At 72.4% G+C, this 20,486-nt stretch carries 21 protein-coding genes, 1 tRNA gene, 1 pseudogene and 1 riboswitch; of the genes and pseudogenes, 15 read left to right on the top strand and 8 right to left on the bottom strand.

Annotation, left to right across the window (positions count from 1 at the left end; genetic code table 11):
• The 3 genes from CCS38_RS06240 to CCS38_RS06230 all read right to left on the bottom strand — a co-directional run.
• On the bottom strand, positions 1-1,037 hold a 1,037-nt coding region (locus tag CCS38_RS06240), incomplete at its 3' end, for a PLP-dependent cysteine synthase family protein (protein ID WP_223732188.1).
• Positions 1,034-1,900 (bottom strand): Rossmann-like domain-containing protein, encoded by an 867-nt coding sequence (locus CCS38_RS06235; RefSeq protein WP_223732187.1) that lies wholly within the window; start codon positions 1,898-1,900, stop codon positions 1,034-1,036. The genes CCS38_RS06240 and CCS38_RS06235, both read right to left, overlap by 4 nt.
• Entirely contained in the window at positions 1,897-3,153 is a 1,257-nt protein-coding gene (locus CCS38_RS06230) for an ATP-grasp domain-containing protein (RefSeq protein WP_223732186.1), read from the bottom strand. Before CCS38_RS06230 ends, CCS38_RS06235 begins: the two co-directional genes overlap by 4 nt.
• A gap of 157 nt (positions 3,154-3,310) precedes the next feature.
• Between CCS38_RS06230 and CCS38_RS06225 the strand changes: the two genes are divergently transcribed.
• The 4 genes from CCS38_RS06225 (at position 3,311) to CCS38_RS06210 (ending at position 7,820) form a co-directional block, all read left to right on the top strand.
• Positions 3,311-4,804 (top strand): alpha/beta fold hydrolase, encoded by a 1,494-nt coding sequence (locus tag CCS38_RS06225; protein WP_223732185.1) that lies wholly within the window; start codon positions 3,311-3,313, stop codon positions 4,802-4,804.
• Positions 4,805-4,824: 20 nt separating this feature from the next.
• Complete coding sequence (locus CCS38_RS06220) at positions 4,825-5,397, top strand: GNAT family N-acetyltransferase (RefSeq protein WP_223732184.1); 573 nt, start codon at positions 4,825-4,827, stop codon at positions 5,395-5,397.
• Positions 5,398-5,516: 119 nt separating this feature from the next.
• Positions 5,517-6,593, top strand: coding sequence for an ATP-binding protein (locus CCS38_RS06215; protein ID WP_223732183.1), 1,077 nt, complete (start codon positions 5,517-5,519; stop codon positions 6,591-6,593).
• A 120-nt stretch (positions 6,594-6,713) separates the two neighbouring features.
• Positions 6,714-7,820, top strand: a complete 1,107-nt coding sequence (locus CCS38_RS06210) for a PP2C family protein-serine/threonine phosphatase (protein WP_223732182.1) — start codon at positions 6,714-6,716, stop codon at positions 7,818-7,820.
• Between the two features lie 22 nt (positions 7,821-7,842).
• On the opposite strand, the gene ulaA is transcribed toward CCS38_RS06210, so the two are convergent.
• The gene (gene ulaA, locus CCS38_RS06205; RefSeq protein WP_223732181.1) at positions 7,843-9,408 is read right to left on the bottom strand and encodes a PTS ascorbate transporter subunit IIC; all 1,566 of its coding nucleotides are present in this window, start codon (positions 9,406-9,408) and stop codon (positions 7,843-7,845) included.
• Positions 9,409-9,426: 18 nt separating this feature from the next.
• Complete coding sequence (locus CCS38_RS06200; RefSeq protein ID WP_223732180.1) at positions 9,427-10,230, bottom strand: PTS sugar transporter subunit IIAB; 804 nt, start codon at positions 10,228-10,230, stop codon at positions 9,427-9,429.
• A gap of 70 nt (positions 10,231-10,300) precedes the next feature.
• On the opposite strand from CCS38_RS06200, the gene CCS38_RS06195 reads away from it, so the two are divergent.
• Positions 10,301-10,888 (top strand): HhH-GPD-type base excision DNA repair protein, encoded by a 588-nt coding sequence (locus CCS38_RS06195; protein WP_223732179.1) that lies wholly within the window; start codon positions 10,301-10,303, stop codon positions 10,886-10,888.
• Between the two features lie 87 nt (positions 10,889-10,975).
• Here the strand turns inward: CCS38_RS06195 and nicT are convergent, their stop codons facing one another.
• Together nicT and CCS38_RS06185 are read right to left on the bottom strand one after the other, a co-directional pair.
• Positions 10,976-12,094, bottom strand: a complete 1,119-nt coding sequence (gene nicT, locus CCS38_RS06190; RefSeq protein WP_223732190.1) for a Nickel transporter NicT — start codon at positions 12,092-12,094, stop codon at positions 10,976-10,978.
• Between the two features lie 32 nt (positions 12,095-12,126).
• A riboswitch (cobalamin riboswitch) is annotated at positions 12,127-12,346 on the bottom strand.
• Positions 12,343-13,254 (bottom strand): helix-turn-helix domain-containing protein, encoded by a 912-nt coding sequence (locus CCS38_RS06185; protein ID WP_223732178.1) that lies wholly within the window; start codon positions 13,252-13,254, stop codon positions 12,343-12,345. (Overlaps the previous riboswitch by 4 nt.)
• A gap of 129 nt (positions 13,255-13,383) precedes the next feature.
• Here CCS38_RS06185 and CCS38_RS06180 point away from each other — a divergent pair, with 129 nt between their 5' ends.
• From CCS38_RS06180 to CCS38_RS06165, 4 genes are all read left to right on the top strand, one after another.
• The gene (locus tag CCS38_RS06180; protein ID WP_223732177.1) at positions 13,384-14,433 is read left to right on the top strand and encodes an NAD(P)-dependent alcohol dehydrogenase; all 1,050 of its coding nucleotides are present in this window, start codon (positions 13,384-13,386) and stop codon (positions 14,431-14,433) included.
• Positions 14,434-14,664: 231 nt separating this feature from the next.
• Positions 14,665-15,195 carry a DUF4232 domain-containing protein gene (locus tag CCS38_RS06175; RefSeq protein WP_223732176.1) on the top strand — a complete coding sequence of 177 codons (531 nt, stop codon included), beginning with the start codon at positions 14,665-14,667 and terminating at the stop codon, positions 15,193-15,195.
• Positions 15,196-15,389: 194 nt separating this feature from the next.
• The gene (locus CCS38_RS06170) at positions 15,390-15,686 is read left to right on the top strand and encodes a type II toxin-antitoxin system VapB family antitoxin (protein ID WP_004943146.1); all 297 of its coding nucleotides are present in this window, start codon (positions 15,390-15,392) and stop codon (positions 15,684-15,686) included.
• A 167-nt stretch (positions 15,687-15,853) separates the two neighbouring features.
• Positions 15,854-16,474 (top strand): LytR C-terminal domain-containing protein, encoded by a 621-nt coding sequence (locus CCS38_RS06165; protein WP_223732189.1) that lies wholly within the window; start codon positions 15,854-15,856, stop codon positions 16,472-16,474.
• Between the two features lie 124 nt (positions 16,475-16,598).
• Here CCS38_RS06165 and upp read toward each other — a convergent pair whose 3' ends face one another.
• Entirely contained in the window at positions 16,599-17,234 is a 636-nt protein-coding gene (upp, locus tag CCS38_RS06160; RefSeq protein WP_030259840.1) for a uracil phosphoribosyltransferase, read from the bottom strand.
• A gap of 395 nt (positions 17,235-17,629) precedes the next feature.
• Here upp and CCS38_RS35640 point away from each other — a divergent pair.
• The 6 genes and pseudogenes from CCS38_RS35640 to CCS38_RS06130 all read left to right on the top strand — a co-directional run.
• Positions 17,630-17,833 (top strand): annotated as a pseudogene (locus CCS38_RS35640) (hypothetical protein); the annotation flags it as partial.
• Positions 17,834-18,085: 252 nt separating this feature from the next.
• Positions 18,086-18,619 carry a tRNA adenosine deaminase-associated protein gene (locus CCS38_RS06150; protein WP_223732175.1) on the top strand — a complete coding sequence of 178 codons (534 nt, stop codon included), beginning with the start codon at positions 18,086-18,088 and terminating at the stop codon, positions 18,617-18,619.
• An 82-nt stretch (positions 18,620-18,701) separates the two neighbouring features.
• Entirely contained in the window at positions 18,702-19,259 is a 558-nt protein-coding gene (locus CCS38_RS06145) for a nucleoside deaminase (RefSeq protein ID WP_223732174.1), read from the top strand.
• Positions 19,260-19,405: 146 nt separating this feature from the next.
• A tRNA-Ser gene (locus CCS38_RS06140) sits at positions 19,406-19,492 on the top strand.
• Positions 19,493-19,768: 276 nt separating this feature from the next.
• A complete protein-coding gene (locus tag CCS38_RS06135; RefSeq protein WP_223732173.1) occupies positions 19,769-19,933 on the top strand; it encodes a hypothetical protein in 165 nt (54 codons plus the stop codon).
• Between the two features lie 81 nt (positions 19,934-20,014).
• Complete coding sequence (locus CCS38_RS06130; RefSeq protein WP_030259825.1) at positions 20,015-20,308, top strand: Dabb family protein; 294 nt, start codon at positions 20,015-20,017, stop codon at positions 20,306-20,308.
• The last annotated feature ends 178 nt before the right edge of the window (positions 20,309-20,486 follow it).

Raw genomic sequence — 20,486 nt, 5'->3', positions numbered from 1 at the left:
CGGCAGCGCGTCCAGCCGGTGGCCTCCGCTGCCCGAGGGTGCGGGATCTCGACGGGGCGGGTGGCGGCGGTGGCCAGGTCCAGCCCGTGCGCGGTGGCGAAGTCGTCGTCGTAGACGGTGCCGAGGTAGCGCTGCGGCCCGTCGGGGAAGACGGTGGCGACGACCGCGCCCGGGTGGATCCGGGCCGCCCAGGCGGCGACCAGCGCGACCGCGCCGGTGCTCCAGCCGCCGCTGACGAAGTTGCCGGCGGCCAGCCGGCGGCAGGCGTCGGCGGACTCGGCCGGGCCGACCCAGTGCACCTCGTCGAACGCCTCGTAGGCGACGTTGCGCGGGTGGATGCTGCTGCCGAGGCCGCGCATCAGGCGTGGCCGGGCGGGCTGCCCGAAGATCGTGGAGCCGGTGGCGTCCACGCCGATCAGCCGCAGGTCCGGCCAGTGCCGGCGCAGCGGCCCGACGATGCCCGCGCTGTGCCCTCCGGTGCCGACGCTGCACACGAGGACGTCGAGGTGGTCCAGGTCGGCGGCGATCTCGGCGGCCAGCGAGGCGTAACCGGCGATGTTGTCGGGGTTGTTGTACTGGTCGGGCCAGTACGCGCCCGGGAGTTCGGCGCGCAGGGCGCGCAGCCGGGCCAGCCGCGCGGCCTGCCAGCCGCCCTCGGCCGCCGGGCGGTCCACCAGCTCCAGCCGGACGCCGTACGTACGCAGCAACTGCCGCATTGACGGCTCCAGTTCGGTGTCGCCGACCAGGACGACGGGGTGGCCGAGGGCCTGTCCCGCGAAGGCCAGGCCGACGCCGAGGGTGCCGGAGGTGGACTCCACGACCGGCGCGCCGGGCCGGAGTTCGCCGCGCTCCTTCGCGCCCAGCAGCATCGACACCGCGGCCCGCGCCTTCATGCCGCCCGCGCCGAGCCCTTCGAGCTTGGCCCAGAAGCCGGGGTGCGGGCAGGGCAGTCCGGTGGTGATCCGGGCGAGCGGGGTGCGGCCGAGCAGGCCGAGCAGCTGCGGATTGGCGGTGGCGGTCAGGACGGCCGTGGTCATGCGGCGGCTCCGGAGACGGCGGACGCGGTGCCGGCGGCGCGGTACCGGTGGACGATCCCGGGCCCGCCGTCCAGCCAGAAGAACGGGTACGGCTCGGCGCACACCGCGCTCACCCCGGCCCCGAGGAACCGCGGCAGCACCGCGCTGCCGGTCTGCGCGAACATCACCAGCGGCGTGCCGTGCGCGGCGGCGTGCGCGCGCAGCGCCTCGAAGCTGCCGTTGCCGAGCGTCATGCCGGACGCGAGCACCGCGTCGCAGCGGTCCAGCTCGGCGAGCGCGTCGGTGACGACCGGCTCGCCCCACTCCGTCGTACCGCCCTTGAGGTCGCACGGTACGTACGCCAGACCGCGCTCGTGCAGCGCCTCCAGCAGCGAGTTGACGACGCCGACGACGAGCACCCGCGCGCCGGGAGGCGCGTCGATCAGCTCCACGACGGCGCGCGCACGGGCGCGGGACTTCTCCAGCGAGCTGCCCGCGGGCAGCGGGAACGGCCGGGCGCCGCCCGCCGTCCCGTGCGGCGCGACGTCCATCAGGTACGCGTCCAGCGCCGCCACCCGTACCGGCAGCAGCTCGTGCGCCAGCAGCTTCGCGACATCGGCGCCGACGCACGCCTCGACGGCCTCATCGGTCAGCGCGCCGGGCTCGACCGCGCAGGAGCCGACCGCCGAGCCCAGCCGCAGGCTGAGCACTTCGTTGCGGTAGCCGCCGGCGCGCCCGGCATGGCGGACGGCCTGCCGGGTGCTGAAGGCCGTGGAGATCCGCCGCTCGGCGGGATCGGGCCCGTACGCGCCGGCCAGGACGCCGGCCACCAGGTCGTCGTAGCAGGTGACGGCGGTACAGGGACCGTCGGCGACGGTGCTCATCGGCCCACCACCCGCGGGCGCAGCCCGGAGAGCAGCTCCTCGACGCGGGCACGGGCGCCCGGCCCGGCCGCGTCCCCGGCCATGACGTGCCCGAGGTACTCGTTGTTGCTGCCGGCCGCCTTGACGGTCTTCCCCGGCTCGGCGAGCTGGAGTTCCAGCACGCCGTCCGCCTCGCGCACGGCGTCGCCGCCGTCGATGTCCGCGAGCACGCCCGCCTCCCGCGGCACGAGGAAGCCGATGGCGGCGCTGGCCAGTCCGGTGTCGCGGACGGTCAGGTCGGGCCGGTGGCCGAGCGCGACGTCCACGCAGGCGGCGGCCACGTCGATGCCGGTGACATGGCGGATCAGCTCGGTGATGCGGTTGCCGGCGGGCCGCGGGTTGACCTCGACGACGCGCGGCCCGTCGGGCGTCAGCTTGATCTCGGTGTGCCCGACGACGCCGTCCAGGCCGAGCGCCTTGAGGGCCTGTACGGCGGTGTCGGCGGCGGCCGCCGCGTCCCCGGCGGAGAGCGCCGCGGGGAACATGTGCCCGGTCTCGATGAAGGCCGGCGCCCCGCCCACGCTCTTGTCCGTCACCCCGACGACGTGCGTGGCGCCGTCGTGCGTCACGGTCTCCACGCTGACCTCGGGCCCGTGCAGCAGCTCTTCGAGGAGGACGACGGGGGCCCGGCGCTGGCCGCGCGCGTTGACGGGGAAGTCCTCGATCGCGCGGTACGCGCGCTGCAGCTCCGCCTCGTCCGCGACCTTGCGTACGAACATCCCGGCGCACAGGTCCACCGGCTTGAGCACCAGCGGATAGCCGATCTCCGCGGCGGCCGCGGCCGCTTCGGACCGGTCGGCGCAGACCGCGAACCGCGGCTGCGGCAGCCCGGCGTCCGCGAGCACGCGGCGGGTGGCGTCCTTGCGGCAGGCGTTCTCGACCGCTTCCGGGGCCGGACCCGGCAGGCCGAGGTGGCCGGCGATCCGGGCGACGGTCGGCAGGTAGTAGTCGCAGGACGTGATCACGCCGTCGAAGCCCAGCGCGGCGTGCAGCTGCTCGGCGTACGGCAGCAGCGTGTCCAGGTCGTTGGTGTCGGCGGTCAGCACATTGCGGGCGCCGAGCAGCGGGTGGGCCGTGCCCTCGGGCGCGCTGCGCAGGTAGTGGTGCAGGTCGCGAGTGAGGAACGTGAACTCGTGCCCGCCCTCGCGGATCGCGCGTGGCAGCAGCCTGCTCATTGCACCGACCCAGCTCTCGACCATCAGCAGATGAGCCACGATTCCCCTTCGCCAGCAGTGAGTTGCGGTCGTCGGCCCGGCCGGAAACGCACCTTCGGAGAGTTGTCCGGCTTGACCGAGCCACACTGTAAACGATAATCATTTTCAAGTCACCTCTTTGCACGGTGTTCCCGCCACTGCCCCGAATGCGAGCTCTGTGATCACCGCCGCCCGTCGCCCCGCCCTGCTCTGCGCCCTCGCGGCCACCGCCGCCGCGCTGCTCCCCGCGGCGCCCGCGCACGCCGCCGCTCCCCCGGCCCCCGCGCTGCACTTCGGCGCCTGCCCCGACTCCGTGCCGGACCCGCCGACGCCCGACCGCGTCGAGTGCGGCGAGCTGAGCGTCCCGCTGGACCGGAGCCACCCCGGTGGCCGGGTCATTGACATCGCCGTCTCCCGGGTACCGGCTTCCGGCACGCCGGAGGAGCGGCGCGGCGTTCTGCTGGTGAACCCGGGCGGGCCCGGCGGCTCCGGGCTCCCGTATGCCGTCACCAAGCGCGCCAAACTCCCCGAGAGCGTGCGGCGTTCGTACGACGTGATCGGGTTCGACCCGCGCGGTACGGGACGCAGCGCGCCCGCGGACTGCGGTCCCATGGGCGGCCTCTTCGACGCGCCCGGCCAGGACCCGGTACCGAAGGACCCCGCCGCCGAGCGCGCCTACCTGGACTCCCTGCGCCGTACGGCCGACGACTGCGCCACCGGCGTCGGCGACGCCCTGCCGCACCTCTCGACCACCGAGACGGCCCGCGACATGGACGCGATCCGCGCGGCCCTCGGCGAGCGGAAGATCGGCTACCTGGGCGTGTCCTACGGGACGTACCTCGGTGCCGCCTATGCCGCCCAATTCCCGCACCGGGTCGGCCGGATGGTGCTCGACAGCGTCGTCGGCCCCGAGGACTGGTACGACTTCGACCTGCGGCAGAGCCGGGCGCTGCTGCGCCAGCGCGACACCTTCTTCGGCTGGGCCGCCGCGCACGAGGAGCGCTTCGGGCTGGGCGACAGCGCCGCCGACGTCCGCGCCGCCTACCAGCGCGCCCGCGACGGCCTCGCGGACCGTCCCGTCGACGGCTTCGGCGCCGCGGAGTTCGACCGCACCGTCTACCGGGCGCTCGGCCGTACCGAACGCTGGGCCGGCCTGGCCGACGGCATCCGTACATACCTACAGGACGGGACCGTCGCGCCGCTGCGCCCGGCCGCCCCCTTCGACGGCGCCGCGTCCCGTACGTACGAGGCCGCCAACCGCACCGTCAAGTGCGCGGACGGCCCCGGGCCCACGCCCGCGGAGGTGACCGCCGACCTCCGTCGCATACGGCGGCTCGACCCGCAGCCGGTGCTCACCGGGATGGAGGCTTCGGTGTGCGCGTACTGGCACCACAGGCCCGCCCACCGCACCGCGCTGGGCAGCCCCGCCGCGCCCCCGGTCCTGCTCATCGCCTCCGACCACGATCCGGTCACGCCCATAGCCGGCGCCCGCGGCCTGCAACGGCGGCTGCCGGGCTCCCGACTCGTCACCCTGCACCACGACTACTCCCACGGCGTGTTCGCCAGCCGCGGCAACGGCTGCGTCGACGGCACGGCGGCGGCCTACCTGGTGAACGGGGCCGTACCGACGGCCGACGTGCACTGCGCCGGCCCCGGCCTGCCGACACCCTGACCCCGAAAGCACGGAACCCCATGACTGTCACCGACACCGCGCGGCCCGCCGCGCCCGCCTACACCGTGCGGGCCGCCACCCCCGCCGACATCGACGGCGCCCGCCGCATCATGCTCGACACCCTCTACCGGGAATTCCGCTACGGCTACGTGCCGCGGTGGCACCGCGACGTGATCGACCTCCCCGGTACCTACCTCGACGATCCCCGCCACCTGCTGCTGGTGGCCGTGCACGAGGGCGAGGTGGTGGGCACGACCGGCGTACGCTCCGCGGGCCCCGCGCATCCGCCGCACCCCCGCTGGCTCGCCGACCGCTACCCGTCCGGCTCCACCGCCCAGCTCGTACGCGTGTACGTCGACCCGGCGCACCGGCGGCACGGACTGGCCCGCACGATGGTCCGCAGGGCCTGTGACTTCGCGGCGGCCACCCCCGGCTACGAGCGGATCTACCTGCACACCAACGTCAAGGTCGAGGGCAGCGGCGCCTTCTGGCGCAGCCTCGCCGACGAGATCTTCGACGCCCGCGCGACGGGCGAGCACGGGCCGGGCGTCGAGACCGTGCACTTCGAGATCCCGATGCCGCCCGCACCCTGAGAGCACGTCCGGTACCGGTCAACGTCTTGGTGTACGACCAGAGTTAGGTATACCTATCACGGCCGATCACCGATGCCGGTGACCCGTCCCGCCCGGCAGGCTGGCCACCTCTTCCGGAGATGGCCGGTCCGGACGTGTACTTCGGAGGCGGGGACATGCTGGAGTCGGAGAACCGCGACCACCGGGTCGCCCTGGCCGGGCGGGACGAAGCGCTGACGGAGGTCGAGGACCTGCTGCGGCACCGGCGTCTGGTGACGGTGACCGGCCCCGGCGGCGTGGGCAAGAGCGCACTCGTCGGGGCGCTGGCGCGCCGGCCGGGGCTCGTACCGGGGGCGGTCGTGGCCCGTACCGACCTCGCGCCGCTCGTCGACCCCGGGCTCGTGCCGCACTGGCTGGCCCGCGCGCTGGGCACGGACGGCCCCGCGGGCAAGCCCCAGCTCGCCGCGCTCGCCCAGGCGTTGGGCGACACCCCGGCGCTGCTGGTCGTGGACACCTGCGAACACCTGGCCAAGCGGTGCACCGAGGTCCTCATCGCACTGGTCGACGCCTGCCCGCGCCTGCACGTACTGGCCACCAGCCGCGCCCCGCTGCGCACCCCGGGCCTGTATCCGCTGTCCCCCGTACCGCTCGACGTCGCGGCCGGACTGTTCACGGAGTACGCCGGGCAGCTCGACGCCGAGGAGACGGCGCCCGACATGGTCCGGCGGATCTGCGCGCTGCTGGACGGCCTGCCGCTCGCCGTGCGGATCGCGGCGGGCCGGCTCGCGCAACACTCCGCCGCCGAGGTCCTCGACGGCCTCATCGACGCCGAGGCCGCGCTCGACCTGCCGGCCACCGGGTCCGGCCTGCCCGGCCGCCAGCGTTCGCTGCGCGACTCCCTCGACTGGAGCCTGCGGCTGTGCACGGCCGAGGAACAGCTGCTCTGGGCGCGGCTCAGCGTCTTCCCCGGCAGCTTCGAGCCCGCACAGGTACTGGAGATCTGCGGCGACGCGGCGCTGCCGCCCGGCCCTCTCATCGCGGCGTTCACGGGGCTGGCCTGGCAGTCGCTGATCGAGCCGCAGCCGGACGAGGAGGAGGGCACGGCCTTCCGGATGCCGCGCACCACCCGGGCGTACGGGCGGCAACGGCTGCGCCTGTCGGGAGAGGAGCGGGAGCTGTTGACCCGCTTCCTCACCTGGACGCTGCGCGCATCGTGACAACCGGCGCGCGTGTTTGACCAGGTTCTTTCCTAGGGAATTCGCCATATGCACACCCAGTGCATCGAACGCTCACTAGGCTGTTCCGTTCCAGCCGCCGCTCAGCGGGCAGGTTCCGCCATGCCGAAGCTTCCTCCGGCCGGACACATCAGTACTGTTCCGGCCGCACCACCGCCCGGCAATCCCGCCAGGCTGATTCGAGGAACGTTTCCGCTGGCGCTGGCCACGGTCTGCGCCCTCCTCGGGCGGGGCCTCGACCTCCCGCAGCTCTTCCTGCCCCTGATGCCCGCCGTCGCGGCACTGCCCGCGATCTGGCGGTCGGGCGGGCGCGACGTGCTGGGCGCGGGCGCCGCGGCGCTCGGCGGCGTCGCGGTACTGGGCTGGGGCGCCCGCCCGGGGAACGCGATAGCGGCACTGGCGGGCGTGCTGACCGTCATCGCGCTGATCCGCGCCGCAGCCCGCCGCAGCCGCCGCCAGGAGTCCAAGCTCGCCCGCCTCGGCCGGCTGGCCCAGGTGACCCAGGCGGCGGTGCTGCCCCGGCCGCCCGAGTCGGTGGGCGGGGTACGGCTGGACGCGCGGTACCTCGCGGCCACCCCCGGCGCCACGGTCGGCGGCGACATCTGCGGCGCCGAGCGCACCCCCTTCGGCGTGCGGCTGCTCATCGGCGATGTGTCGGGCAAGGGCTTGGACGTGGTCGCGACGGCCGCCGAGACGCTGCACATCTGGCGGGAGCTCGCGCACCACGAGAGCAGCCTGGCGGGCATCGCGCTGCGCATGGACACCGCCGTCACCCGCATCCACCACCACGACGGCTTCGTCACCGCGCTGCTGATCAATGTGTACGACGACGGCCGGGTGGAGCTGCTGAGCTGCGGCCATCCGCCGCCGCTGCTGGTGCGCGACGGCCGGGCCACCTGGCTCGCCGGGCTGGACGCGACGGCCCCGCTCGGGCTGATGCGGATGGTGCAGGACCGGTGCCCGACCGCGGTCGTGCGGCCGGCGCCGGACGACTGGCTGCTGCTGTGCACGGACGGGGTGGCCGAATGCCGGAACGAGGCGGGCGAGTTCTACCCCCTCGCCGAGCGCCTCACGGCCCTCTGCGGCCGCGAGCCGACCGCCGTCCTGGACGCCCTCGAGGTCGATCTCGCCCGTCACCGCGACGGCGGCTGCCGGGACGACGCGATGATGCTGCTCATCCGCCCGCCGTCCCGGCAGCACTCCACCTGATCCCCGGGCCCGGCCGGAGTACTCAGCGGGACTCCGGCGGCGGAGGCGGCGTGGGCGCGCCGGCCGGCGGGGCGATCTTCGCGTGGACGGTCGCGGGGGCCGTCACGGTCGTGGCGGCCACCGGAGCCTCCGTACGGGGCAGCACGGCATCCCGCCGCGCACCCGGGTCCCAGCCGGTCTCCACCACCCGCTTCTGCACGAGCACGGCACCGCCCAGCACCGCCAGGCCGATGGCCAGCATCAGCACGACGGCGCCCGCCCCGCCCAGCTCGGCCGCGTTCCCGATCAGCGCGCCGAACCAGCCGAAGTCCGCGTCCCCGAAGGTGGTGTTCTCCTCGCCGAACGCGCCGAGCACCTTCAGGAGCAGCGCGGGCAGGAAGGTGATGAGGACGCCGTTGACGAAAGCGCCGAGGGCCGCGCCGCGCCGGCCGCCCGTCGCGTTGCCGTACACGCCGGCCGCGCCGCCGGTGAAGAAGTGCGGCACCAGCCCCGGCAGGACCAGCGCGAGGCCGAACCACGGGTGGAAGAGCGCGGAGAGCAGCCCGAGGCTGACCAGACCGCCGAGGAAGCTGCAGAGGAAGCCGATGAGCACGGCGTTCTGCGCGTACGGGAAGACGATCGGCGCGTCCAGCGACGGCACCGCACCGGGCACCACCTTCTTGGCGATGCCCTGGAAGGCCGGGACCAGCTCGCCCAGGATGGTCCGCACGCCGAACAGGATGATCGCGACGGCGATGCCGAACTGCAGGCCCTGCATGACGGACTGCATGAGGTAGTTGCCGAAGCCGGTGGCGGCCGCGCCGCCGTCGGGCGCGAACGCCTTGAACGCAGTGCCCCGGCCCGCCTTCGCCAGGAACAGCATCGCCATGATCACGTAGATCAGGACCATGGACAGCGCGGTGGCCACCATCGAGTCCCGCAGGAAGCGCAGCCCCTCGGGCAGCTTCATGTCCTCCGTACTGCGGCTGCGCCTGCCGACCAGCTGACCGGTCGCGCCCGCCGCGACGTACCCGGCGGTGCCGAAGTGGCCGATGGCGATGGTGTTGTCGCCGGTGATCCGCTTGGTCCACGGGTGCGCGAAGGCCGGCATGGAGACCAGCAGGATGCCCAGCAGCACGCCGCCGACCAGCACCACCACGGCCGAGGACTGGCCGGCGGTGGCCAGCACCACGGTCAGCAGGGTCGCCATGAACAGCATGTGGTGGCCGGTCAGGAAGACGTACCGCAGCGGCGTGAAGCGGGCCAGCAGCAGGCTGACCCCGAAGCCGACGATCATCAGCCAGGCGACCCGGGCGCCGAACTGCGCCTGCGCGATGCCGACGATCGCCTCATTGGTCGGGATGACGCCGTGCGCGCCGGTCGCGCCCTGGATCATCTCGCCCAGCGGGGCGAGCGCCGTGACGACCAGCCCGGCGCCCGCGCCGATCAGCAGGAAGCCCAGCGTCGCCTTGATGGCGCCGCCGATGATCTGCCCGGCGGTCTTCTTCAGGGCGATCAGGCCGGTGGCCGTGATCAGGCCGACCAGGTACGCCGGCTGGCTGAGGACCTCGTTGACCAGGAATTCGGCGATCGATACGAGCCAGTGCATGGAAAACTGCGCCCTTCGTTACTGGACGTCGTAGGTGTCGCGGAGGATGCGGTCGACCTCACCCGTACTGGTGAAGTTCTCGACGACCTTCACCGGGACGCCGACGTCGCCGAGCGTCCTCGCGATCTCGCCCGAGGTGAGGATGGCGACGGCCTCGCCGGCCTTGCCCTTGGCGGACATGGTGTCGGTCGCCTCGACGGTGACGTACTTCGTCCAGCCCCAGCGGTCGAGCACCTGCTCCAAGGTGTTCTTCAGGAAGAGGCTGGTGCCCAGGCCGTTGCCGCAGACGGTGAGGATCTTGTGCACGGACGTCCCGCCGCCGCCCGGCTGCCGCTCATCCGGCTCCTGCCGTTCTTCCGGCTCCTGGGGCGCGTCCCGGCCCGCCAGTACCGCGACCAGCGCCTCCGGCATCCGGGCCTCGTGCAGCGCCCGCTCGGTCTCCGGGTCACCGAGCAGCCGGGCGAGCGCCGCCATCGCCTCCGTGTGCGCCCCGGAGTCGCGCGCCGCGAGCCCGACGACCAGGCTCACCGGGTCGTTCGCCTCGTGCCCGAATTCCACCGGCTCGGCCAGCCGCACCCACGACATGCCGGTCTTCAGGACCGCGGGCGAGGGGCGGGCGTGCGCGAAGGCGAAGCCGGGCGCGATGACGATGTACGGCCCGTTCGCCTCGACGTTCTCGATCATTTCCGTGGTGTACTCGCCAGTACTGGTACCGGTCGCGACCATGAGGTCGCCGGCGGCCCGTACCGCCTCCCGCCAGTCCGCCGCCGCCACGTCCAGCCGCACGGCCTCGGCGGGAATCAGTTCGCTCAGTGTCGGCATGGACGGGATCGTCGCACGAAAACGCTTGCCTGGATATGCGCAGTGCGGCGCCGGAAGGGATCATCGGAACATGAACGTGAGGATGCGGGTCGCCCAGCAGGAGGAAGCCGACGAACTGCTCGGCCGCAGTCCGCTCGCCGCGCTGGTGGGCATGCTGCTGGACCAGCAGGTGCCGATGGAATGGGCGTTCACCGGTCCGTACACCATCGCCCGGCGGATGAACGGCGACGACCTGGACGCGCACGCCATCGCGGCGCAGGACCCGGAGGCGTTCGAGGAGCTGCTCGCCCGCAAGCCGGCCGTGCACCGCTATCCGCGCTCGATGGCCAAACGGGTGCAGCAGCTGTGCCAGTACCTCGTCGAGCACTACGACGGGGACGCCGAGGCCGTGTGGCGGGACGCACCGACCGGTGCCGAGCTGCTGAAACGCCTCAACGACCTGCCCGGCTTCGGCAAGCAGAAGGCACAGATCTTCCTTGCCCTCCTCGGCAAGCAGTTCGGCGTACGCCCCGAGGGCTGGCGCGAGGCCGCCGGCCCGTACGGCGAGGAGAACTCCCACCGCTCGGTCGCCGACATCACGGGCCCCGAGTCCCTGGCCGAGGTCCGCGCGTACAAGCAGCAGATGAAGCGAGCGGCGAAGAAGGCGGCGGGGAAGTAACAGGGGCGGCGGGCACAGGCCCGCCGCCCCTCTTCTTGTACTGCTGGTACTGCTTGTACTGCGCGCTCAGGTTTTTGTACTGCGCGCTCAGCCTTCCGGCGAGGCGGCCACCCGTGCCGCCCAGCGCTTTTCGACGCCGGAGAGCCGCCAGTAGGCGATCGCCGCCGCCCAGACGACGACGAAGAGGCCGACGATGATGTAGCCGACGTTGTCCAGCTCCAGGCCGGAGATCCAGCCGGTGACCGCATCCGTCAGGCCGAGCTTCTCGTGCAGCACGCTGACCAGCTCGATGGTGCCGATGAAGAGCGCCACCGCGATGGACAGGCCGGTGATCGTGAGGTTGTAGTAGACCTTCCGCACCGGGTTCGAGAACGCCCACTGGTACGCGAAGTTCATGAACGTGCCGTCGAGCGTGTCGAAGAGGCTCATCCCGGCCGCGAACAGCAGCGGCAGGCACAGGATCGCGTACCAGGGCAGCCCGGACGCGGCGCCGCTGCCCGCCATCACCATCAGCGTCACCTCGGTCGCGGTGTCGAAGCCGAGACCGAGGAGCAGCCCGATCGGGAACATCTGGCCCGGCCGCGTAATGGCCTTGGTGAACCGGCCCAGAATCCGGTTCATGAAACCGCGCGAGTTCAGCTGCCGTTCCAGCTCCGACTCGTCGTACTCGCCGGCCCGCATGGCACGGAAGACGCGCCAGATCCCGGCCAGCGCGACCAGGTTGAGGGCGGCGATGAGGTAGAGGAAGGCCCCGGAGACGGTCGTGCCGACCGTGCCGAGCACCTGGTGCGTACGGGACTCCTCGTCCATCAGCGTCCCGGCGAGCGCCGCGCCGCCCGAGACGAGCGCAGCCATGAGCACGACCATGCTGGAGTGGCCGAGCGCGAACCAGAAGCCCACCGAGACCGGCCGCTTCCCGTCCGCCATGAGCTTGCGAGTGGTGTTGTCGATGACGGCAATGTGGTCCGCGTCGAACGCGTGCCGCATGCCGAGGGTGTACGCGGTAATACCCAGGCCCACGCCGAACACCTGGGTGCCGACGGTGTAGTGGCCGGGCACGACGAGCAGGAACAGCACACCGAACGCGACGATGTGCAGAGCGGCTATGACCGCCAGCAGACCGGCGGTCCTTACGGTGTCACGGCGCTGCCAGCGATATTCGGGCAGCACGGAAGAAGAATTCGGGGCATCGGTGGGCAGGGCCATCCGGCGATCACGCTCCAGCACCTCGTGGAATCAATTCGTGAGATGCCGTGGCCGGTCTCCTGGCTTACGGGTACGCGCGCCCGTCCCGGCCTTCCCGCCCGCACTCTGCGGACAGTGGCCCCCCGTACGCTCGTGGTGCACGTACGGGGAAAAGGGTCGGTAGCTCCCCGATCACAGTGGCGAGGGCCGCTCCGGAATCGGACCCGAAGGTCTTCACCGGTCTTCCCGAGCACCACGGCCCGGCCACTCTAACCCCCTGCGTCCCGCTGCCGGGCGGTGTCCTTCGTCACCGGCTCGCGAGACACCGGCTCCCGGGACGCCGGCTCCTCCGCCGCCCAGCTCCCCAGCAGCCGCAGTGATTCCGCCGAGGCCGAGCCCGGCTCCGCGTGGTAGACGATCAGCTGCTGGTCCGGGTCGGCGGGCAGCCGCAGCGTCTCGTACGACAGGGTCAGCGGCCCGACCACGGGATGGTGCAGCCGCTTCACCCCGAAGCCCTTGTCCTGCACGTCGTGCGTGGCCCACAGCTGCCGGAACCTCTCGCTCTTGACCGACAGCTCCCCGATCAGCGAGGCGAGCAGCGGGTCATCGGGATGGCAGCCCGCGTCCATCCGCAGGAAGGCGACGATGTCGGCGGCCTTGCTCTCCCAGTCGACGTACAGCTCGCGGGCGGCCGGATCCAGGAAGACCTGCCACGCGACGTTCCGCTGCTCGAGCGGGAGCGCGGCGTAGTCGCCGAGCAGCGCGCACGCCATGCGGTTCCAGCCGATGACGTCCAGGCGGCGGCCCGCCACATACGCCGGTATCCCCTCCATCGAGTCGAGCAGCTGCTGGAGCGCGGGCCGCACCCGCTGCGGCCGCCCCGCGCCGCGCGAGCGCTTGGCCTTCGGCTTGACCAGATGGCTCAGATGCGCCCGCTCGGCCGCATTGAGCCGCAGCGCGCCGGATATCGCGTCGAGGACCGCCGTGGAGACGTTCTGCCCGTGGCCCTGCTCCAGTCTTACGTAGTACGCCACACTCACCCCGGCCAGCTGCGCGAGCTCTTCGCGCCGCAGGCCCGGCACCCTGCGCCGCCCGCTGTGCCGCGGCAGTCCGACGTCCTCGGGCTGCAGACGCGCGCGGCGGGTGCGCAGAAACTCGCTCAATTCTGTGCGCTGGTCCATAAGGCCAGTATCCGGGTGGTCGGGCACGGACGCCGGGCCGCGAGGGTGCCACTGCCAGTGGTAGGAACCGCGTTCGTACCAAAACGGGGGGTCTGGCTCCACTTCCGCGCGCGGAGCAGGCTCGATGGCATGACACACACCTCTGTCGCCGCGTATGCAGCACCCGCGCCCAAGGCACCCCTGGAGCGCACCACCATTCCGCGCCGCGAGCTCGGCGCGCACGACATCGAGATCGAGATCAAGTACGCGGGGATCTGCCACTCCGACATCCACCAGGTCGACAACGGCTGGGGCGAGGGCATCTTCCCGATGGTCCCGGGCCACGAGATCGCCGGTGTGGTCGCCGCGGTGGGCCCCGAGGTCACCCGCCACAAGGTCGGCGACCGGGTCGGCGTCGGCTGCATGGTCGACTCCTGCCGGGAGTGCGACAACTGCAAGGCCGGACTGGAGCAGCACTGCACCGGCACCGGCAACGTACAGACGTACAACGCCATCGGCCGGGACGGCGAGCCGACCTACGGCGGCTACTCCACGCACGTCGTGGTCTCCGAGGACTTCGCCCTCCGCATCCCCGAAGGCATCTCCCTGGACGCCGCCGCGCCGCTGCTCTGCGCCGGTATCACCGTCTACTCGCCGCTCTCGCGCTGGGGCGCGGGCCCCGGCAAGAAGGTCGCGGTCGTCGGCCTGGGCGGCCTCGGCCACATGGCCGTGAAGATCGCGCACGCGATGGGCGCCGAGGTCACCGTCCTCAGCCAGTCGCTGCGCAAGAAGGAGGACGGCCTGAAGCTGGGCGCCTCCGACTACCGCGCCACCTCCGACCCGGCCACCTTCGAGGAGCTGGCGGGCCGCTTCGACCTGATCATCAACACCGTCTCCGCCAACCTGGACGTGGACGCCTACCTCTCGCTGCTCCGCGCGCACGGCACGCTGGTGCAGGTCGGCGCGCCGGAGGACCGGCTCTCCCTCTCGCCGTTCTCGGTGATCGGCGGCAGCCGGGCGATGGCCGGTTCGATGATCGGCGGCATCCCCGAGACCCAGGAGATGCTCGACTTCTGCGCGGCGCACGGCCTCGGCGCGGAGATCGAGGTGATCCCGGCCGAGCAGATCAACGACGCGTACCGGCGGGTGCAGGCGAGCGACGTCCGCTACCGCTTCGTGATCGACGCCTCGACGATCTGATTCCCGGGGACGGGCCCGTGGACCGTGTGCTCCGCGGCCGGTCCGTCCCTTACGGAGCCGGGTGGCCGCTCGACGGCCGCCCGGCTTCGTCGCATTTGGGCGTGAAAAGACGGCGTTAGCCGGACGTTAGCGGACCAGTAGCACCCCCGGACAGAGTGGATGTCGTGCCGGACGGACCAGCCGGCCGCAAGAGCCACTCACATCGGACTCACCAGTCACGGGGGACCCACCATGCCGAAGAAGACCGTCAAGGCCGCCGTCGCCTCGCTCCTCGCCGTCGGCGCCCTGTCGGCGGCCGCCGGCCCGGCCCTGGCCCAGACCGCCCGCCCGGCGGCCGCCGCCAAGGTGGCGCCCTGCACGGCGTCGGCGCTGACGTTCGAGGCCGGCACCGTCAGCCGGCCGATCAACCACGTCCTGCTCAAGGCCACCAACACCTCGAAGAAGACCTGCGCCTTCTCGGCCGAGACCTACCCGCTCCTGCGGCTCCACAAGGACCAGCAGGCGGTCACGCCGGTCATCGACGGCTCGGAGCCGCAGGCCGTGGTCACCCTCGCTCCCGGCGGGACGGCCTACGCGGGCGTCGTGCTCTCCTCCGCCGACTCGTCGGAGAAGGGCTTCAGGACCAGCAGGTTCGGCGTGGCCGTGGCCAGGGACACCGCCCTGAAGAACGTCACCGTCAAGGGCGGCCCGGTGTACGTCCAGCCCGGCGCCGCCCGGGTGACGTACTGGCAGGACAACCCCGCCGACGCCCTCGTCTGGTGATGCGCTCCGGCCGGGGGCGTCCCCCGACCCCCGGCCGGGCCCCGTTCCCCGCACGCGCGGGCCGGTCCTCTTCGGAGACCGGCCCGCCGCACTCGGGCAGCGACGGGGCATTGATCCCTGTACGCCGTATACACACCGTTCGTACCCGTGCGACATGGCTGCGCCCGAGGCCGGGTGACCGGTAGGCTTTCCGTGTGATCTTCAAGCGCATCGGAAATGGGCGGCCGTACCCCGACCACGGCCGGGAGAGCACCCGCCAGTGGGCGGATGTGGCCCCGCGCCCGGTACGCCTTGACCAGTTGGTGACCACCAAGCAGCAGCTCGATCTGGAGACGCTGCTCGCGGAGGACTCGACCTTCTACGGCGACCTGTTCGCGCACGTCGTGAAGTGGCAGGGCGACCTGTACCTGGAGGACGGACTGCACCGCGCGGTGCGGGCCGCGCTCCAGCAGCGCCAGGTACTGCATGCCCGCGTCCTCGAACTGGACTGAGGCCCGCCAGTAACGGCTGATCGAGGGCCCGAGCTTCACGGAGCGTGGCAGCGGCGCCCGGTATTGGCCCTTTCGGGTCAGGTCTCGCGCCACGAACAGATCATTTAATAGGCAGAGCGCCGCAGCCGCACTACGCTGCGGACATGAGCATGCTGACGCCCCCCGGCATGGGCGGTAAGAAGTACCGCATCACGGGCGACAGGTATCCGCGGATGCGCCGTCCCCGTCGTGAGCGCAGGATCGTTGTGGCTGTCGTGGCCTCGGCCTGCGTACTGGGAGTGGGCGCCTGGGGCGCCGTACAGCTCATCGACGTCTTCACCGGGAACGGCGACACTGCGCAGGCCGCGCAGGGGAAGCCGAAGTGCCCGACCCGGCAGGACGCCGGCAAACCGCAGCACACGGCGAAGCCGCTGCCCAAGCCCAAGACGATCAAGGTCAACGTGTTCAACGCGACCACCCGCAGCGGGCTCGCCAAGGACACCGCCGACGCGCTCAAGAAGCGCGGCTTCACGATCGGCGAGGTGGGCAACGCGCCCGCCGCCTATGACAAGAAGGTCAAGGGCACCGGCGTACTGCTCGGCGCGCCGGCCGCGGCGGACGGTTCCTTCAAGGTGCTGGGCACGCAGCTGGCTGGGGCCCAGCAGAAGACCGACGCCCGCAAGGGCGGCGACGTCGACCTGATCATCGGCGACAAGTTCAAGGACCTGGCCAAGGAGAAGGACGCCAAGGCCGCGCTCGCCGCGCTGACCGCCCCGCCGAAGGAGAAGCCGGACACGCCGGGGTGCTGAGCACCACCGGCGCGCCGACCGCCCTGTAAGGGTCGCCGATCACCGTGTCGGGATCAGCGTCCCCTTCGTACGCTCAGCCGGTTCGTACGCTGCGCCGCCCGGCCCCTTCGTACGCTTCGTACGCTCAGCCGGCCGTCCCGTACATGCGGTCGCCCGCGTCGCCCAGGCCCGGAACGATGTAGCGGTCCGCGTTCAGCCGCTCGTCGACCGCCGCGGTGACCAGCGTCACCGGCGTCCCGGCCAGCTCCCGCTCCATGACCTCCACGCCCTCGGGCGCGGCCAGCAGGCACAGCGCGGTCACGTCGTCGGCACCGCGCTTGATCAGTTCCTTGATCGCCGCGACCAGCGTGCCGCCCGTGGCGAGCATCGGGTCCACGACGTAGACCTGGCGCCCGGAGAGGTCCTCCGGCATCCGGGTGGCGTACGTCTGCGCCTCGTACGTCTCCTCGTTGCGGACCATGCCCATGAAGCCGACCTCGGCCGTCGGCAGCAGCCGCACCATGCCGTCCAGCATGCCGAGCCCGGCCCGCAGAATCGGCACGACCATCGGGCGGGGGTGGGAGAGCCGGACGCCGGTGGTCGCCGTCACCGGGGTCTCGATGTCGACCTGCTCGGTGCGCACATCGCGGGTCGCCTCGTACGCGAGCAGGGTGACCAGCTCGTCGGCGAGACGCCGGAAAGTGGGGGAATCGGTGCGCTTGTCGCGCAGCGTGGTGAGTTTGTGCGCCACCAGCGGGTGGTCGACGACGTGGATCCGCATGACATCGACACTAACCGAGGCCGGGACCCCGGGCGCCCGCCGGTGGGCGCCCGGGGCGCCGCGCGGACCACGGTACGAAGATCAGCCATCCACGGACGGCCCCTCGGCCAACGTCAACCAACTCGCATCAACCCCACACTTCGGGGGAAAGTGGGCACAGACGCCCGGACCGCCGGCCGGCCTCCGGGCGAGGACCTCGGCCCGAGGCGGTGTCGCTCATGCCCGACCAGAAGAACCGTCAGGACGCACGACAGAACCGTCAGAACCGACAGGACACCAGGCAGGACGCCCGGCAGAACAGGCCGGACGCACGCCAGAACCGTCCGGACGCACGCAGGCCCGGCGCCGCGCACGGCGCGGCGAGAGGCGACGGCGGCGGCCCCAGACCCGACCACCCGGCGGACCGGGAAGCGGAACGGGAAGCGGAGGGACCGGCGGCCGTCGTGGCCGGCGAATCCGACGCGGCGCGCCGACGGCGGCGGGCGCAGTTCCTCCGTGAGCTGAACGAGGCCAAGGAACTGCGCGACCGCGTACAGCCGCGCCGCGCCCGTGCCGCCCGGATGCGGCAGGCGATGCGCATGCGGACGTTCCGCTGGTGACGCGGCCGGCCTCGCGGCGCTCGCCCTGGTGAAGCGGCTGTCCCGCCGGCGAAGCGGACGAATCGACCCCCGGCCGACCCCCGTCCGGCCCCCACATGGACCGGATCTCGCAGAACCCGCGCACGACGCAGCGCCGAAGACCCCGCGCGAACGCGTTGTTTCTGCCACGATTCCGATGGGGCGGGGACTCCGGGCGCACGCGCGTCCGCCCTCGCCGGCCCGGATACGCCTCTGACCAGTGGGAGAGTCACGGTGTACTTCGCCGCACTGCTCGCGCGCACCTCAGACGGGTGGGAAGCGAGCGATACAGAGCTCGACGATGTGGAGACGCTTGCCGACCTGGCCGACCTGGCCCGGCAGGCCGCGGTCGACGACGACACGGTGGTGGCGTTCATCGAGCAGGAGGACGCGTGGTTCGGCGTCGTCCGGGTGGACGGCGAGGAAGACCCGCGGGTCTTCATCTCGAACGCCGCCGTCGCGTCCCGTAGCTCGTACGGCGCCATGCTGACCGACGAGCTGCTCGGCCGCGATGACGAGAAGCAGGAGGATCTCGACGGTCTGACCAACCTGGACGGTACGGAGGACGGTGAGCCCGAGGGCGCTGAGGACGAGCCGGAGGCCGCCGGTGACGACCCGGTGCCGGCCGGCCCGCTCGGCGATGTCGAGCTCCTCGACGACCTCGGCGTCACCGGCAAGGAGCTGCTGTCCTTCGACAGCCACGGCGACGCGCTGACCGAGATCGCCGACGCGCTCGGCTGCACGGAGGTCCTGGAGGCGGTGCGGTGACGGCCGGGGAGCGGCGCACCGCGGGCCGCTCCCCCGTCCGCCCGCCGCGGACCGGCGTCCACCGGTCCCGGACACTGTTCCCATGACCGACGCACAGCCCGCCGCGGCCCCGGCGGACCCCGCACCCGATCCACTGCGCGACCCGTGGGCCGCGCCCATGCGGCAGGCCCTGGCCGAGGCCGCGCTCGCCCCCGGGACCGGTGATGTCCCGGTGGGCGCCGTCGTGCTGTCCGCGGACGGCCGGGTGATCGGCACCGGCCACAACGCACGCGAGGCCACCGGCGACCCGACGGCGCACGCCGAGGTGCTCGCCATCCGGGCGGCCGCCGAGTCAATCCAAAAGGAAGCATCGCGCAGCGATTCCGGCCGGGGCGGTGGCGGGCGACGGGCGGGCGAGTGGCGGCTGACCGGCTGCACGCTCGTCGTCACGCTCGAACCCTGCACGATGTGCGCGGGCGCGATCGTGCTCTCCCGGGTGGACCGGGTCGTCTACGGCGCCCGGGACGAGAAGGCGGGCGCGGCCGGCTCCCTCTGGGACGTCGTACGTGACCGACGCCTCAATCACCGCCCCGAGGTCATCACCGACGTCCTGGCCGACGACTGCGCGGCGCTCCTCACGGACTTCTTCCGCGGCCGCTGAGCGGGCGTGCCGCGGCCGCTGAGCAGGCGTGCGAGCCCGCGCCGGGCCCCTCTCGTACGGTTCGGGTCCCCTTTCGTACGGCTCGGACCCCCGCTCCCCCGGAACCGATTTCGGCGCACGGCCCCCCTTGGGCTAAGCTTCATCTCGGTAGCGTGTCCGAGCGGCCGAAGGAGCGCGCCTCGAAAGCGCGTGAGGGGGCAACTCCTCCGTGGGTTCAAATCCCACCGCTACCGCTCGCACGAAGGGCCCGACTCTCAGAGTCGGGCCCTTCGCCCGTTTCTGGCCTCATGGCCCGCACCCCGGACTCAACCGGACACCGAGCGACCCGTATTGGCGGGACTTTCCTCCATAAGGGCGGCACACGGCCCGGGAGGGCAAAGACGGCACGGGCGCCGGATCCGAGCGGTGCCGACCGGGCACGGCTGCTGCCGTGGGGCCGGTGTGGTTAAACTCGCCCGACTGCACCGGGCAGGAGCTGCCGGTTAGGGCTGTAGGGGAGTCGGGGACGCATGGTGGAAACGAAGAAGATCGCGATGTACGTGGTCATCGTCTTCGTCCTGTACACGATCGTCACGTCCCCGACGCGGGCCGCCGACCTCGTGCAAATAGGGTTCGAGGGCATTTCGGACGCCGCGCAGGGCGTGGGCCAGTTCATGACCTCACTGATCCAGTAGCCGCTGACACCTCGCCGACCACCACTGGCCCAACGGTCAGCAGAAACGTTCACTCCCGTTCCATCCCCCTGGAGCCGCCCCGTGATCCGCCACCTGGTCCTTTTCAAGCTCAACGACGGCGTCGAGCGCGACGAGCCGCGGGTCGCGGCCGGCGTGAAGGCGTTCCAGGAGCTCGGTGACCTCATCCCCGAGCTGCAGTTCTGGGAGTGCGGCTGGAACGTCACCGACCGCCCGATCGCCTACGACTTCGCGATCAACTCGGCCGTCGCCGACAAGGACGCGCTCACGCGCTACCTGGAGCACCCCGCCCACCAGGCGGGCGTCAAGCAGTGGGCGGAGTTCGCCACCTGGGTGATCGCCGACTACGAGATCTGAGCGCGGTCCGGCCCCGACCGGACCGCGCTACGACGGTTGCCGCGTGACCGGACATCCGGCGGCGCCGCTCCCGGCCCCCTCCGGGCCGAACAGCCCCTCGCCCCTGTGGGCGGGGGGTTTCCTCATGCCCGACCGCCCGCCGGCAGCCCGGCGAAGGCCCCTCCCGGCCGCTCCGTAC

This window comes from Streptomyces purpurogeneiscleroticus (assembly GCF_020024005.1).
Lineage (GTDB): Bacteria > Actinomycetota > Actinomycetes > Streptomycetales > Streptomycetaceae > Streptomyces > Streptomyces purpurogeneiscleroticus.
This window is presented reverse-complemented; position numbering and strand designations above follow the sequence as displayed.